Genomic DNA, 15,957 nt, shown 5'->3' on the forward strand with positions numbered 1-15,957 from the left:
CCACCGAGGCTTCCGTCACCCGGGCGATCGGCTTCGCGGGGTCTGCCGACCTCACCCCTTGCTGAGCGCCGCGACGTAGTCAGGATCGGCGATGGGGCTGGCGAGGAGGGCGGGTGGGATGTCCATCAGGTCCACCACCTCCGCGGCCCGCGGGTGCAGCCACCGGTGGATTCCGTCCAGGGCCGCGGACCAGGCGTTGACCTGAGGTGGTGTTACCAGCCCGGTCATCAGGTACCGGGCCGGTCCCGCGACGACCCGTTCCAGGCGGGCGGCCCGCAGCAGGGCCGCCGCCACGGGGTCGTCGGCCTCGTGGAGTCCCAGGGTCTCGGCGGTGACGCGGGTGGTGTGGGCGGCGGCGAGGGCCAGTGCCAGGCGGGACTGGTCGTCCCAGGCTTCGGCCGGGTCGGCGCCGCTGGCGACGGCCTTCGCCAGACGGACTGTCAACTCGGAGTTCAGCAGGCGCTCGTGCGCGAGGAACAGGGGGCCGAGGCCGTCCTCGTCCGGGACCGGTGCCGGGTCCTCGGGTGGTGCGGCCTGCGCCACCAGGGACCGGGCGGCGTCCAGCATGATCAACCGGTTGTCGCCGCCGGCCGAGTGGAAGGCCGCGGTCAGCGCCTGGTAGTCGACGAGCCGGTTCTCCGAGAAGAAGCCGATCGCGCCGGTCGCCGAGCGGCACCTCGCCACCGCTCGGTCGGCGAGCCGGGCGATGACCGCCTTGGCGAGCGCGAGGGTGCGCATCACCTCGGGGGCCGGCCCGCTGCCACGTCCGCCACCGGCGGGTACGTCCCAGCAGGCCCCGGTCACCCGGCGGGCGAGCACGCCGGCGGTGTACGCGTCCGACGCCGCACCGAAGAGCAGGCGCTGCTGGTCGGGGCGGTCCAGGGCGGTCCGCTCGCGGCCGTCGCGGTCGGCGGTGGCGCGCCGCAGGGCGTGCGGGAGCGTCAGGGCGACGGCGGCTCGGGCGGCGGCGGCCAGGCCGGCGGTGACGGCGCCCCAGGCGAAGCGGCTCATTCCCAGGCTGCGCCGGGTCCGCTCCTCGGGGCCGCCGACCGGGTCATGGAAACCGCCGTCGGGCGTGAGTTCGGCACCGTCGGCGAGCCAGCGGTGGCGGGGGATCCGGACCTGGTCGAAGCGGACGGTGGCGTAGTCCAGCGGCAGCAGGGAGGTCGGGGGGTGCGGGCGGATGGTGACGCCCGGTGCGGTCCGGTGCGCGTCACGGAGTTCGACCAGGAAGAGGAAGACGCCCCGGTCGGTGCCGTCGACCCGCAGCCGTGCGCTGACGACCGCGAGCCGCGGCACGCCGTGCTCGCCCACGTTGGGCGGGTACTTGGCGGCGCCCGGCTCCGGTGAGTGCAGGACGAACTCGCCGTTGGCACGGTCGAGGACGGCCTCGGTGCGGATGGCCGCGCTGCTGTTACCGCGTCCGAGCTCGGTCATCAGCGCGGCGCCGACGGAGGCGCCGGTGGTGAGCGCGTCGACGTCGGCGGGGTGTGCGCCGTAGTCGAGGGCGGGGCCGATGGTCATGCAGTGGTGCAGGAACATGACGTGGAAGAGTCGGGGGTCGGCGGCGGCGGTGAGTTCGAGCAGGCCGCGCAGCCGTGGCTGGTCGCCCAGCATGGGGCGGCCCGCCCCCAGTTCCTCGGTGAGCCGGCGCAACGCCGGGTAGGGCGAGGCCGTCCGGTCCGCGTCGCGCACGCGCAACAGCGCGGCGATGGCTTGGTGGTGGGTGCGAGCGGTCACGGCTGCGGCTCCTCGAGGCGGGGTGGGGCGCCGAGCGTGGCAGCGACCCAGGACTCGATCACCCGAGTCAGGGTGGGCGCGTGCTCGGTCATGGTGGTGAAGTGGTCGCCCGGGGCTTCGGCGGTGGTGTGCGGCAGGTTCCAGCGAGCCAGGTGGCCGACTCCGGGAAGCGGTTGGACGGCCCGGACCAGCAACGTCGGGGTGGTCAGGGACTCGGGGACGAGGTGTTCGAGTAGGCGCAGGTAGCCGCCGGTCGCGCTGAGCCGGCCGGTGCCGACCGGCTCGGTGGTGAGCGGGCCGGGGCGGGACGCGAGCAGGGCGAGCACGGCCGGGACGGTTTCTGTGTGGAAGGCGGTGTCGGGCCACGGGGTGTCGATCAGGACCAGGCCGTGCGCCGGGTGGCCCAACTGCTCCAGGTGGTGGGCCAGGGCGTGGGCGAGTAGTCCGCCCGAGGAGTGCCCGCACAGCAGGACCGGAGCTCGGGCGGAGTACTGCCGCAGGCTTTCGGCGTGGGCCGTGGTGAGTGCCGCGAGGTCGGCGGGCAGGGCCTCGGCCGCGGCGAAGCCGGGCAGCGGCAGGACCGCGGTCCGCAGCCCCCGGCAGTGCCGCGCGAGTTCCGTGTACTCGTGGGGGCCACCGGTGGGGAGCACGGAGGGGAGGCAGAGCAGCAGCGGTAGGTCCGGGGAGGCGGTGTGGGACGCATCGCCGGCGAAGGGTGTGACGTGGGATGCCCGCACGGCCGCGTCGTCGCGGCCGAAGGTCGGGCGCAGTGCCGCGGTCGCCTGAAGCAGGGCGAGGGCGGCCGCGCCGCGGCCGGTGCGGCAGGCTTCGCGGTACAGGGCGTCCAAGCCGTCCGGGAGTTCGGCGCCGTCCGCGGGTGGATGGTCGGGTCGATTCCGGAGTCGCTGGGCCAGGTGGTCGGTGAGGCGGCGCGGTGTGGGGTGGTCGAAGACAGCGGTTGCGCGCAGTGGCAGGCCGAGGTCCCGGGTGAGGCGGGCGCGCAGTTCGACGGCCGCCATCGAGCCGGCGCCGAGCTCCGTGAAGGTCGCGTCGGTCGGCAGCTCCGCGTCCGCAGGGTGACCGAGGACGGCCGCCGTGTGAGCCAGGACCCGGGTCAGCAGGTCGGCGCCGGTGGTGCGGAGGTCGGGTTCGGGTTCGGCAGATGCCGGGGGATCGGCGGGCCGCGCGCTGGTGAGCCAGTAGCGCCGGTGCTGGAACGGGTAGGTCGGCAGTTCCACCCGGTCTGGCGGTGCGTCACGCAGGGCTGCCTCCCAGCCCACCGATCCGCCGCTCACGTGGACTTCGGCGGCCGAGAGCAGGAAGCGGCGCGGGCCGGGCTCACCGCGGAGCAGAGTGGGGACAGCGCTGGCCGGCACGCCCGCTGCCTCCGCGGTCTCCGCCACCGCCTGGGTGAGCACGGGGCGCGGGCTGACCTCGACGAAGAGCCGGTGGCCGCTGCCGAGGAGGGTGCGGACGGTGTCGGCGAAGCGCACCGGTTCCCGCAGGTTGCGGTACCAGTACCGGGGGTCCAGACGCGTGGTGTCCAGCGGTCCGGGCTCGACCGTTGAGTAGAACGGCACGGTGGCGGGAGCGGTGCGGGTGCCCCCCAGGGCGTCGAGCAGGGTGTCGGCCAGTGGTTCGACGTGGGCGGAGTGCGAGGCGTAGCCGACCGGCAGCAGCCGGGCCCGTACGCCCTGGCCGATGAGGTCGGCGACCAGGCGTTCGACGGCCGGGACGTCCCCGGCGACGACCGCGGAGCGGGGCGAGTTGCGGGCCGCCACGGTGATGCCGCGGCGGCCGGCCAGCCTCGCGGCCAGCTCGTCCTCCGGCAGCGCCACCGCGGCCATCGCCCCGGGAGCCAATCGCTGGACCTCGCGGGCGCGGACGGTGACCAACCGGGCCGCGTCGTCGAGGGAGAGGGCTCCGCACACGTGGCCGGCCGCGATCTCGCCCTGGCTGTGGCCGACCACCGCGTCCGGTCGGACGCCGTACGAGCGCCACAGCTCCGCCAGCGAGACCATGACCGCGAACAGCGCGGGCTGCGCGACGTCCGGGCGCTCCAGCGGGGGAGAGCCGTCCGCGTCGCGCAGGAGTGCCGTCAGGGACCAGTCGACGTGCGGGGCGAGCGCGACCTCGCAGGCCCTGACGGAGCGGGCGAACTCCGGAAAGGAGTCGGCCAGGTCAGCGGCCATGCCGCGCCATTGGGCCCCGTGCCCGGGGAAGACGAACACCGTGCGGCCGGGTTCGTCGGCGTGTCCGCAGACGGTGTCCGGTCCCCAGCGCCCCGCTGCCACGGCGTCCAACCCGGCCAGCAGTGCCTCCCGGCGGGAACCGACGACCACTGCCCGGTGACGCAGGGTCGGACGGGATCGGAGAAGTGCCTGCCCCACCGCGGCCGGGGCCACCGTGGGCTGGGCGCGGACCGCCACCGTCAGCCGGCTGGCGGTTGCGCGAAGGGCCTGCGGGTCGTGTGCGGACAGCAGCCAGGGGACGACGGTGTCCGCTTGGTGTTCGGGTTCCGGCCGGGCCGGTGCGGGCGGCAGCGGCGGTTCGGCGAGGATGATGTGGGCGTTGGTACCGCTGATGCCGAAGGCCGAGACGCCGGCGCGGCGCGGCCGGTCGCCCGCGGGCCAGGGCCGGGCCTGGTGCAGGAGCTTGAGTGTGTCGTCCGCGAGGTCGGGCGGCAGGTCCGGCCCGTCGACATGGCGAGTGCCCGGCAGCATGCCGTGCCGTAGCGCGAGGACGATTTTGACCACCCCGGCCACGCCGGCCGCTGCCTGGGTGTGGCCGAGGTTGGACTTGACCGAGCCGAGCCAGAGCGGGCGCCGGGGCGTGCGGTCGGCCCGGCCGAAGACGGCGGCCAGCGCACCGGCTTCGATCCGGTCGCCCAACGGGGTTCCGCTGCCGTGCGCCTCGACGGCGTCGATCTGTCCGGGCTCCAGACCGGCGTCGGCCAGGGCCTGGTGGACGACCCGTTCCTGGGCGGGCCCGCTGGGTGCCGTCAGCCCGTTGCTGGCCCCGTCCTGGTTGACAGCGGTGCCGGCAACCACGGCGAGTACCGGGTGCCCCTTGGCGCGAGCGTCGGACAGCCGTTCCAGGACGATCACGGCGGCGCCCTCGCCCCAGCCCGTGCCGTCCGCCGCCGCGGCGAACGGTCTGCAGCGGCCATCGGGAGCGAGCGCCCGTTGTCGCGCGAAGTCGACGAAGGCGGCGGGCGTGCCCATGACGGTGGCTCCGCCGGCCAGCGCGAGGTCGACCTCACCGTGGCGCAGGGCGCGCACGGCCAGGTGGATCGCCACCAGGGAGGACGAGCAGGCGGTGTCGACGGTGAGGGCGGGGCCGGTCAGGCCCAGCTGGTAGGCGAGCCGGCCCGAGGCGACGCTCGGCGCGCTCCCGGTGAGCATCTGCCCGTCGTACAGCTCGGGGGCCTCGCCCACGCGCGGCGCGTAGTCGCCGGCCATCACCCCCAGGTAGACCCCGCCGGTGGTGCCGGGCAGCGAGGTGGGGTCGATGCCCGAGCGCTCCAGCGCCTCCCACCCGGTTTCCAGCAGCAGGCGCTGCTGGGGATCCATCCGCAGGGCCTCACGGGGTGAGATCCCGAAGAAGGCCGCGTCGAAGGCCGCGGCGTCGGCGAGGAAGCTGCCGCCGCGGGCGTACGTGCGCCCGGGGTGCCCCGGCTGGGGGTGGTACAGGCGGTCGACATCCCAGTCCCGGTCATCGGGAAGGCTGGTGACCGTGTCGCGCCCCTCGTCGAGAAGCCGCCACAGCGCTTCGGGTGAATCCGCTCCTCCGGGGAAGCGGCAGCCGATACCCGTGATCACCACGGGATCCTCTCCGGCCGACCGGCCCCGGACCTGACCGTTCGCAGGGACCGGGACGGGCTCCGAAGCAGGCGAGGGCGTGGCGCTGAGAAAACGGGCCAGCGCCCGCGGTGAGGGGTGGTCGAAGGCCGCCGTGCTCGCCACCGGCCGCCCGAGCCGTTCGGACAGGCGCACCGCCAGGCGCACAGCCCCGGCCGAGTCCAGGCCGAGCTCACGGAACCGGACCCGAGGACCGACCGGGTCGCCGGCCGGTGGCCCGGCGAGGGCGGCCACCTCCGCCTCGATCAGCGCCAGCACCGCCTCGAAGGGCGGCGACGCACCCGGGGAGGCCGGCCCTGTCAGCGTCGGGTTGGCCAGCAGGTCACCGAGCCGCGCCCGGGCCACCTTTCCGCTGGGGGTCAGTGGGATCCGGTCGACCAGGAGCAGGTCAAGGGGCCACTTGTAGCGGGCGACGCCGCGGTCGGCGAGCAGGGCGTGCACCTGGGCCAGGTCCAGCGCCGTCCCCTCCCGCAGGGCGACCAGCAGCACCGGGTACTCGCCGAGCCGGGCGTCGGTCCGCGCGGCGACGGCCAGCATCCGCGGCTGCGGGAGAGCGGCGAGTTCCGTCTCGACCTCGGAGGCGGTGAACTTCAGCCCGCCGACGTTGATCAGCTCGGCACTCCGACCTCGGTGGACGAAGTTGCCGTCCGGTCGGCGCAGGGCGCGGTCCCCGGTGCGCAGCCAGCCGTCCGGGGTGAACGCCGCCGCAGTGGCCCGCGGATCGTCCAGGTAGCCGTGGAACAGATGCGGGCCGCGGAACTGGAGTTCGCCCGTCTCACCGTCGGCGCGCGGTGCACCGTCCGCGTCGACGATCCTGGCGCGCGCCCCCGGCACCGGACGGCCGATGGTCTCGGCCACGGTCCCGGCCGGGTCGTCCGGCCGGGTGAAGGTGCCCGCGCCGAGTTCGGACATCCCCCACTGGACGACGACCCGCGCACCGAGTGCCTCGCGCACCCGGGCGACCAGCTCGCCGGGAACGGCGGTCCCACCCGTGCGCACCTCCCGCAGGGCGAGGCCATCCGGCTCGACCTGCCGGACCAGGTCGCGCAGCTGCGCGGGGAGGGCGAACAGCACACTTGCCCCGCTCGGCCGGGCGAGTTCGGCGAAGGCATCCGGGTCCCAGCGTTCCAGCAGTACTTGCCGCGCACCGGTGACCAAGCTCAGATGGACGGAGAGCAGACCGAACAGATGCGTGAACGGGCTGGCGCTGACCAGCACGTCGTTCGGCTCCGCCCGGCCGTCCCGAGCCACCGCCTCGGCGTTGGCGAGCAGCCCGCCGTGGCTGTGCAGGCAGATCTTGGGCCGCCGCGAGGTGGTACCGGAGGACGGCACGAGGATCAGCGGAGAGTCCGGCGTCACCTCCACTGGAGTGGGACCGCGCCCGGCGTAGCGCTTCACCAACTCCGCGAGGTGCCCGGGCCCGCCACCCGCCCCGACGGTCAGGACCGGCCGCGCACCGGCGGGCTCGCGGCCGGCCACAGCCACCACGAGTGCGGCTCGAGCCCGCTCGAGCAGAGCGGCCGACTCCCGCGCACCGAGCGCGAGATGCAGCGGCAGCAGCACCGCGCCCAGTTCGGCGGCGGCCGCGTGCGCGACCAGGAACTCCCAGCAGTTGGGCAGTTGGACGGCCACCACGTCACCCGCACCGATGCCGCGGTCCTGCAGGCCTGCGGCCAGCGCACTGGACTGCGCCCGCCACTGGGTCCAGCTGTGGCCGTCCTGCCCGTCGGTGGCCGCCACCTCGTCGCCGAGCACGGCAGCCTGGCGGTCCAGCAACACGGGCAGGGTGTGCCGGTACGACGGGTGCGGCCCGGGGTGGACCAGGTAGTCGGCGGTGGTGACGGTCATGTCTCCTCCGCTCGTGCGGTCGGGGTGCCGCCCGGCCCGGGGCGACCTGCTTGGAGCGGGAAGTCGTCCAGGGGCCGCGGGTCGCGCGCATCCAGGTGGGCCGCCAGGACGTGCGGGTGATGTCCGGGCGCGTAAAGCTCCAGGCGGCGGCAGAGTGGCGACCCGCCGACGGAACCGGTGCGGAAGTAGAGCACCGTACCGTCCTCGTGCGCGTTGTAGCCGCCACCGTCGGAGTGCATCCGCCCGGGGCCGGTCAGTTGGGCACGCAACTTGCCGAGGACGACGTGGTCGGGCCGGAGCACCCGCAGCGCCAGGTGTTCCTCGTTCCGCTCGGCCGTCTCGGGACCGGCCACTCGTCGGGAGGGCGAGCCCTCCGGCACGATCAGGGCGAAGATCTCCACTTCCCGCCTCTGACCGCCGGGGCCGGGCACCGGGGCGCTGAGGATGCTCACGTCCAGTTCCTCGGGGTCCGCTCCGTAGCGGTCGGCCAGGCGATGACGCGCCACCGTGCTCGGGCGGCAGGGGCCCACCGTCAGCCCGCGGGAACGGATGGCCGCGCGCAGCTCCCGTTCCGAGGGCGCGCTCAACAGCACGGCCGTGTGGGCGAGTTCGCAGTGATCGGTGAGTCCAGTGCGCTGCCCGGGGGTGATCCCAGGGGCCAGCGCAGCGAGCGCCTCCTCGATCCGGACCGCGCGGATCAGTGCGACCGCTTCGTCGAGCGGCACGAGATCCACCGGTCCGGTCGTGGATATCGGGCCTGGCAGGTCGGCCATGTCCCACCCCTTGGGCTCGTTCTGGCACGGCTCCGAACGGCGCCGGTGCCCCGTCGGGAACTGCTTCCCCGTGCGCGGTCTCGGAACACCCCGTGATCACGAAGTGCTGTTCCGCCGAGCCGGTGAAGCACCACGGTGGAGGTGGTCATCCCTGGCGAGCCGTTTGTCGCTGGTTGGTCAGGACGAGGGAGGCGGGCGAGAGGATGGTGGCGCGGCTGAAGTCGGTGCGGAGCCGAGAGCCACTGTCAGTAGCTCTGGCCCGGGCAGGCGTCGTCGGGATCCAGCGCGGTGGATTCTGGCGTGATCCCGTACTCGGTGAGCCATCCGAGCAGTTCGTGCCGCTGGGTCCGGATGAGTCTGCCACCTGTGAAGCGGGCGTCATCTGTCACCCGGGCGATGATCCTGCGGGGTGGGAGGAACGACGACGCCTCCTCGTCGGTGGTGAAATCGGCTTCTGTGAGGACCAGGCCGTGCAGGGGCGGGTCGAAGACGTCGATGCCCAGGGGCGGGAAGCCGAAGCGGGTCTCGGACAGTGCCATGGCTCGGTCATGCGGCCTCCGCCTTCGTCGAACCGTCGGCTCTGACTACAGTGAGCACAGGACGTGCCTTCCCGGCCGACGCTGCAACGTCGGTCCTGCTCGGTGACCTGTCGGTCAGTCACCTGGGAAGGTATGCCCTCCCGAGCCGATCCACAGGTCCTGAGTGTTCCTCGGCGCGCGGTTCACCGTAGGCCCGGAGGCGCCCCGGCCGTTCGTCGGCGACGTGACCCCGCCGTGCACGTCGCCGTGCTCGCCACGGCGACGGACGGGCACCGTACGAACGTCTCCAGCAGGGTCGCCTGGATGTGCTACTGGCGGGTAGGGTGCGGTGACTCAACGCTCCTGCCCCTCCGGGGGCGTGGCTCGTTGTGACGTCTGGACACCAGGGGAGGGTGTGTTGGTCGAACGGCGGAGTTCGCGCTGTCCGGGTGCGGCGGTGGACCGTTGAGGGAGTTCGGCGAGATTCTGCGGGAGTGCCGCCGGGCGGCCGGGCTGACCCAGGAGGAGCTCGCCGAGGCGGCCGGCCTGTCCGCCCGGTCGGTCAGGGATCTGGAGCGGGGCCGTCGTGGGCGCCCGCAGCGCCGCACGGTGGAGCTGTTGGTGGCGGCGCTGGGGCCGGCGGAGACCGGCGCCGCCGCGCTGCTGGCGGCCGGACGCCCCGGGCGGCCGATGGGCCTGCCGGCCGATCGCGGCCGGGAGGGATCCGTGCTGCTCGACCGGGCCGAGCAGCTCGCGGTGGTGGAGCGTGCGGCCGATGAGGCGCGGGCCGGTCGGGGCGCGGTGGTGCTGGTGCGGGCGGGTGCGGGGATGGGGAAGACCTCGCTGCTGAACGCCTGGGCGTGTGCCGAGCAGGCCGGTGGGATGCGGGTGGTGCGGGCCGACGGCGGTGAGCTGGAGCAGGACTTCGCCTTCTCGGTGTTACGGCAGTTGGTCGAACCGCTGTTGGCGCGGGCCGATTCTGCCGGGCGGGAGCGCCTGCTGTCGGGTCCGGCGGAGTTGGCCTCGTACGCCTTGCGGGTGGGCGGCGCCGACGGGGGTACGGGGCTGTCGCCGGAGGCGTCGCTGGGTGTGCTGCACGGCCTGTACTGGCTGATGGTGCACGTCGCCGACGACGGGCCGCTCGCGCTGGTGGTCGACGACGCGCACTGGGCGGACGTGCCGTCGGTGCGGTGGTTGGAGTACCTGGCCCGGCGGGTGCGCGGTCTGCCGCTGTTGCTGGTGCTGGCCGCGCGCCCGGATGCCGGGACGCAGGTCGAGTCGCTGTTGGAGCGGATCGGCGCCCAGTCGCACTGTCGGCCCGTCGAGCTGCCGGCCCTCGCCGCCGACAGCGTGGCCGCGCTGGTGCGAACCCGGCTGGGTGGGGATGCCGATCCGCGGTTCGCCGCCGCCTGTGCCGAGGCGACCCGGGGCAATCCGCTGTTGCTGCGCGAGCTGTTGCGGACGTTGGCCGATGCCGGGGTGAGGCCGGCCGGCGATCAGGTGTCCGTGGTGGAGGAGTTCCGGGGCCGGATCCTGGCGGGAACCGTGGTCAAGCGCCTGGCGGGCGAGCCGGAGCCGGTCCGTCTGCTGGTCCGTGCCCTGGTGGTGCTGGGGGACGGCGCCGCCTGGCAGGTCGCGGCCGAACTCGCGGGGTTGGGCGAGGCGAGAGCCCGGGAGCTCGGCCGCCGGTTGCAGCGGATCGGTGTGCTGGCACCGGGCGAGGTGGCGCGGTTCGAGCATCCCCTGGTCCGGGCCGCGATCGCGGAAGCCGTCGTCGGGCCGGTGGAGTTGGCCGACGGGCATGCCCGGGCGGCCGAACTGCTCCGGTGCGAGGGGGCGTCCGAAGACCTGGTGGCGGCCCATCTGCTGCTGGCCGAACCCAACGGTGAGGTCTGGCGGGTGGAGGCCCTGCGGGAGGCGGCGCGGGCAACCCGTGGTCGGGGGGCGCCGGAGGTCACCGTGACCTATCTGCGCCGGGCCCTGCGCGAACCGATGTCGGTCAAGGAACGCGGCCCGCTGCTGCTGGAGTTGGGCGCGGACGAGTTGCAGGTCGATGTCGGTGCGGCCCGGCACCGGCTGGTGCAGGCCCTGGACGCGCTGACCGACCCGTACGCCCGAGCCCAGGCGGCCTACTTGCTCGCCAACGCGCTGTTCCTCGAGCAGCAGCACGAGGACGCCGTCGAGGTGCTCGCCCGCGCGGTGGAGGACCTGCGGGAGGCGGAGGACGGCAGCGGGCTCGCCCGCGAGGTGTCGTGGTACCTGCAGGCCCAGATGCTGCTGATCGGCTACGACCAGCTGTCCACCCTGCCCGCGGCCCGGTTGCGGGCCCGGCGCCTGCGGGACCACGAACTGGCCGGTGACACCCCGGGGGAGTGCGCGGTGCTGGCCGCGCTGTCCGTGGCGGCCCTCAGCGGCGATGCCAGCGCCGCCGTTGCCGGTGACCTCCTCGACCGGGCGCTGCGCGGCGGGTTGGCGGGCACGGACCAGTCGCAGATGCTGGTGAGCCTGGCCGGGCTGGCCTTCGTGGCCATGGACCGGCTCGAGGACGCGGCGGCGCGGTTCGACCAGATCGCCGACGTGGCCGGGCGCTGGGGCTCCTTCCTCATGGTGTCGGCGGCGTTGACCTGGCAGGTGTCGATCAGCCGCCACCGGGGTCGACAGCTCGCGCTCACGTCGGACTTCGGGCACCCGGCCATGACCGAGGAGGGTATGGAGCTCCGGGTCCGGGCAGCCATGATGACCCAGGTGGGCGAGTCGCTGATCGAGCGCGGCGACCTGACGGGGGCGGCGGAGGCGCTGGCCCGGGATGCCGACAGTGACCGGGTGGGCTGGGCGTGGCAGGGGCCGATGCTCCTCGTCCGCAGCCGGGTGCACGCCGAGCGGGGCAATCCGGCCGCCGCGCTCGCGGTCCTGTTGGGGTACGGCGCGCAGGAGCGGCGGGCACGGGTCACCAATCTCGCCCTGGCGCCCTGGCGGTCGCAGGCGGCCCTCGCGCACCTCGCGCTGGGGCAGCGTGAGGAGGCGCTGCGGCTCGCCGTCGAGGAGTTGGAGCTGGCGCACCGCTGGGGCACCGCGCGGTCGATCGGGGTGGCGTCGCGGTGCCTGGGCGTCGTGACGGGCGGGGCCGAAGGGGTCGCCCTGTTGCGCGAAGCCGTCGCGGTGCTGGAGCGGTCCCCGGCCCGTCTCGAGCTGGCCCGGGCCCGGTACGAGTTGGGGGTCGCCCTGGCGCGCAGCGGCGAGGCCGATCGGGCCCGGCAGAGCCTGGCTCGGGCGCTGGACCTCGCGGAGGCCTGCGGCAGCGTCCTGCTGGCCGGCCGGACGCGCCGGGCGTTGACCGGGCTGGGCGTGCGCCCCCACCCGGTGCCACCGCCCGCCCCCAGCCTGTCGATGACCGAGCACCGCGTGCTGGAGCTGGTCGGCGCCGGCCACAGCGACCGGCAGATCGCCCAGGCGCTGCTGATGACCCCGCGGGACGTGAGCGTACTGATCGGCCGGGTGGGCCGCACCCTGGGCGCGACCGGCCGGGCCGACCTCGCCGACCGCGCCCAGGGGCCGGCCTCCCCGAGCCCGCCGTGAACGCGGGAACGACGGCCACGTCGCACCGGCCGGACCGCCACGGGCTCCGGGAGTGGAAACGCCACCATCCCTGACCCGGGCGGGCACGGGCCCAGGAGTTCGGCGCGAGAGCGTAACGGACCGTCCGGGCCTGGATCAGGCCGTCGCGGAAGACGAAGGTGTCCGCTCCGTTCTCGGCACGGTTCAGCTCGGAGTCGGCGGCCCGTGATCCGCAGGTCCCACCTGGCGCGCGGAAGGTCGGCGAAGAGCCGCGCGAAGCCCGCGCGGACGCCTTCGCGACCGTGGCGCACCCCGTGCGGGGTCACGAACACCGCGTCCTCGGCGAAGTTCGCCACGATCCTGTCCGGGGCCTCGGCGGGCAGCGCCTTGCCGTGGCTCTTGAAGATCTCCTGCGGAGTACGAGCGGTCAGGTCTGCCAGGTGTCTCGTCCTTTCAGGTCGAGCGAGGTGGTGGGGACAGCAGAACACCCGAGTGACCGACGCACCAGGAAGGAACGGGGGAAACCTGACCGGAAGAAGTACCGGAAATAATCCGTGGAATGGGGCTTCGAGACGTCCTTGCGAATCCGCCGGCAGATCGACATAGTTGCCGCACATTACGCGGAAAAGGAGAAGGTCTTGAGTATTTCCGTCGACCCCGTTCCGCGGCCCCATTGGGCCGGTTCGGCCCCGGCGGACGGGGAGCCCGAGGCGCTCGGAGAGTTGCGGCGGGAAGCGCTGTACCGGGGAATCATGCGCACGCTCGACGAGTTGCCCGAGCCGAGCCTGCGGCTGCTCGCCGCGATGTCCGTGGTGAATCGGAGAACTCCGCTGCCGATCCTCGCCGCCATCGCGGACGTGCAGGATTCCAGCGCCGCGCTGGAGGACCTGATCGACGCCGGTTTCGTCACCTGGTTCCCGCACGGCCTCACCGAACCGGTCGGCATCGACTCCCAGGCCCTGCGCGATGTCGTGTACTGGAACCTGCCCACGCCGCTGCGCCGGGACATGCACCTCGCCGCGGCCGAACAGGTCGGCGGCGTCGACGGGTTCCGGCACACCCTGCTCGGCGCCCGCCGGCGCGACCCGGAGCTCGCCGCGCGGTTGGCGGACGAGGCGAGGCGCTACCACAGCGCCGGGGACACCGAACGGGCCGGGACGCTCCTGCTGTGGTCCGCCGACGTCTCGGCGGACGGACCGGCCCGGCAGCGGAGGCTGCTGGAGGCGGCCCGCTGGGGAGAGCGGATGCCCACGGCCGGCTGGACGGTGGCGCTCGGACAGCGGCTCGCCCTGCTGGAGCCGAGCGTCGAGCGCAACCTGTTCCTCGGCCGGCTCGCCGCGCGCGAGGCGCGGCACGAGGCCGCACACGCGCTGCTCGACCAGGCCCGGGTGCTCGCGGCGGACCGTCCCGCCCCGGCCCGCGCGGCCGTGGAGCTCGCCGCCGCCGCCCTGCACGCGGACACCGGGGAGCACGAGGCCGAGCAGCGGGCCGCCACCTCCCTGCTGGCGCAGGACGGGCTCTCGGAGGAATCCCGGGCGTGGGCCGTGTACTTCGCGGCGGACGCGCACGGCAGGATCGCGCAGTCGGTGGAGGCCTCGCTGCGCCGGCTGGAGTCTCTCGCACCCGAACTCGGTGCGGCACAGGCGGAGCGGCCCGGGCACGGCATCCTGCGGTGGGCGCGCGGCATGTGGCTGGTGCAGAGCGGCCGGCCGGCGGAGGCCATCAGCGAGCTGCAACGCGTCCCGCGCTCGTCGGACGGCCCGGCCGAGCCGGTGCTGTCGCTGTCGTACGCCTACCTCGGCTACGCGCTCTTCCAACTCGGCGACTGGCGAGCCGCGTTGCGCGAGGCCCGCGAGGCGATCCGGGTGGCCGAGGCGCGCAACGACCGGCGCGCGGCCGTCCCGGCCGCCGCGCTGACGGTCGGCATCAGAGCTCTGCGCGGCGACTGGGCCGCGGCCGCCGAGCGACTGGACGCGGTGAGCCGGGACCAGCGTGAAGTGGGCTCGGCCCACCACGCGGTGTTCCCGGCGCTGGCCGCGGCGAGGCTGGCCCAGTCGCGCGGGGAGCCCGGCTGGGTGCTGACCGCGCTCGCCCCGGTGGCCGCGCAGCCGGCGACGTTCGCCCCGTACCAGCTGTGGTGGCGCCCCCTGTACGTCGAGGCGCTGATCGAGACCGGCCGGATCGCCGCGGCGCACACCGCCCTCGCCACGTGGCAGGCCGCCACCGGGCCAGGTGCCCGTCCGACGGCGGACCTGACCAGGCTCGGGGCCAGGCTCGCGGCCGCCGAGCACGGCCCGGCCGCGGCGGCCGAGCAGCTGGCGGGGGTGGTCGAGCAACCGGCCGACGAGGACGCGCCGTTCAGCCGCGCCCAGCTCGAACACGACTACGGCAGGCTGCTGTTGGCCGCGCGCCGCCGGAAGTCGGCCACCCGGTGGCTGCTGTCCGCGTACGACCGCTTCGCCGACCTCGGCGCGCGGCCGTTCGCGGACCGGTGCCTGCGGCAGCTGGCGGACACCGGCGGGCCGGCTCCCCGGGCCACGGCCGGCGCCGGGGGACGGGACGTCGGGCCGGTGGGCCGCGCACCCGTCACGCTGACCGAGCACCAGTACCGAATCGCGCGGCTCGCCGCCGAGGGCATGACGAACCAGCAGATCGCCCGCGACCTGTTCGTGAGCGCCAAGACGGTCGAGTACCACCTGGGAAACGTCTTCGCCAAGCTCGGCATCGCTTCGCGCCGCCAACTCAGAGCCGAACTCCCGGCTCTGGAAGGGCTGGTGGCCCGTCAGATCAAGCCCTCGCGGATGGCGTAGGCGACCGCGTGCGTGCGGTTGCGCAGTTGGTACCGGGCCGTGATGTCGTGCAGCACATTGCTCACGGTGCGTTTGGAGTAGGCGAGTTCGAAGGCGATCTCGTCGGTGCCGAAGCCGTCGGCGGCCAGCCGCAGCACCTGGCGTTCGCGGTCGGAGAGCCCTCCCAACGAGAGGCCCTGCGGGCGCAGCACGTGCTGCTGGAGTCGGCCCACCTGCCTGAGCAGCCGGGTCAGCAGATCGGACGGCAGCGCCGCGTCGCCCGCGGCGGCCCTGACCACCGCCTGGGTCAGCCAGGTGGCCGTGGCCTCCCATCGCCACAGCACCGAGCAGGCGCCGGACTCGACGACGGTCAGCAGGTCGTCGTCGGACAGCGTGGAGACGACGAGCACGGCCTGCGCCCCGTCCCGTGTGCGCGCCGCCCGGATCAGTTCGAGGGCCGGTGCCGTCACCGCGTCGAGTGCGAACACCACGACCCGGGCCGAGCCGCCCAGCGGCGGATCGACCAGCTCGATCTCGGTGCACTGGCGCAGCTCGGTTGCCAACCCCGCCCGGGTGATGGGGTCGTCGGCGTGGATCGACACCGGTATCCGGCATTCCAAGAGTGACCTCCACGGTCTGGTCTGGTGCGTGCGCCGTGCGACGCCCGTCACAAATTGACCATGCTCTGGCGAGTGCTGTCGACTAGGGACACCCCTAGGCGGTGCCTAAGCGCGCACCGGATGCCGCCGGAAGTGGCAACGCCACGCCGCGGACGTCGCACGCCGGTACGCCGGTCAACACTGCGCTCTTCGCTGCCAGTTCGCGCAAGAGCCCGGCCACCCGCGCTGCCAGGCTGATCAGCCACGGCGGGACG

7 protein-coding genes are annotated in these 15,957 nt (G+C 74.3%); 2 read left to right on the forward strand and 5 right to left on the reverse strand.

Features of this window, described 5'->3' with window-relative positions:
* Positions 1-51: 51 nt before the first annotated feature.
* From ACIGXM_RS25805 to ACIGXM_RS25820, 4 genes are all read right to left on the reverse strand, one after another.
* Positions 52-1,740 (reverse strand): hypothetical protein, encoded by a 1,689-nt coding sequence (locus ACIGXM_RS25805; RefSeq protein ID WP_396564763.1) that lies wholly within the window; start codon positions 1,738-1,740, stop codon positions 52-54.
* Positions 1,737-7,448: a beta-ketoacyl synthase N-terminal-like domain-containing protein gene (locus ACIGXM_RS25810; RefSeq protein WP_396564765.1), complete on the reverse strand. Its 5,712-nt coding sequence runs from the start codon at positions 7,446-7,448 to the stop codon at positions 1,737-1,739. Before ACIGXM_RS25810 ends, ACIGXM_RS25805 begins: the two co-directional genes overlap by 4 nt.
* Positions 7,445-8,221, reverse strand: a complete 777-nt coding sequence (locus ACIGXM_RS25815) for a hypothetical protein (RefSeq protein ID WP_396564767.1) — start codon at positions 8,219-8,221, stop codon at positions 7,445-7,447. The genes ACIGXM_RS25810 and ACIGXM_RS25815 overlap by 4 nt, the downstream gene beginning before the upstream one ends.
* Before the next feature lie 245 nt (positions 8,222-8,466).
* The gene (locus ACIGXM_RS25820) at positions 8,467-8,760 is read right to left on the reverse strand and encodes a hypothetical protein (protein ID WP_396564769.1); all 294 of its coding nucleotides are present in this window, start codon (positions 8,758-8,760) and stop codon (positions 8,467-8,469) included.
* A 444-nt stretch (positions 8,761-9,204) separates the two neighbouring features.
* Between ACIGXM_RS25820 and ACIGXM_RS25825 the strand changes: the two genes are divergently transcribed.
* Together ACIGXM_RS25825 and ACIGXM_RS25830 are read left to right on the forward strand one after the other, a co-directional pair.
* Positions 9,205-12,315 carry an ATP-binding protein gene (locus ACIGXM_RS25825; protein WP_396564770.1) on the forward strand — a complete coding sequence of 1,037 codons (3,111 nt, stop codon included), beginning with the start codon at positions 9,205-9,207 and terminating at the stop codon, positions 12,313-12,315.
* A gap of 731 nt (positions 12,316-13,046) precedes the next feature.
* Complete coding sequence (locus tag ACIGXM_RS25830) at positions 13,047-15,104, forward strand: LuxR C-terminal-related transcriptional regulator (RefSeq protein ID WP_396564772.1); 2,058 nt, start codon at positions 13,047-13,049, stop codon at positions 15,102-15,104.
* Here ACIGXM_RS25830 and ACIGXM_RS25835 read toward each other — a convergent pair.
* Positions 15,077-15,685 (reverse strand): response regulator transcription factor, encoded by a 609-nt coding sequence (locus tag ACIGXM_RS25835; RefSeq protein WP_396564774.1) that lies wholly within the window; start codon positions 15,683-15,685, stop codon positions 15,077-15,079. The genes ACIGXM_RS25830 and ACIGXM_RS25835 overlap by 28 nt on opposite strands.
* Positions 15,686-15,957 lie beyond the last annotated feature (272 nt).

This window comes from Kitasatospora sp. NPDC052896 (genome assembly GCF_044547075.1).
GTDB lineage: Bacteria > Actinomycetota > Actinomycetes > Streptomycetales > Streptomycetaceae > Kitasatospora.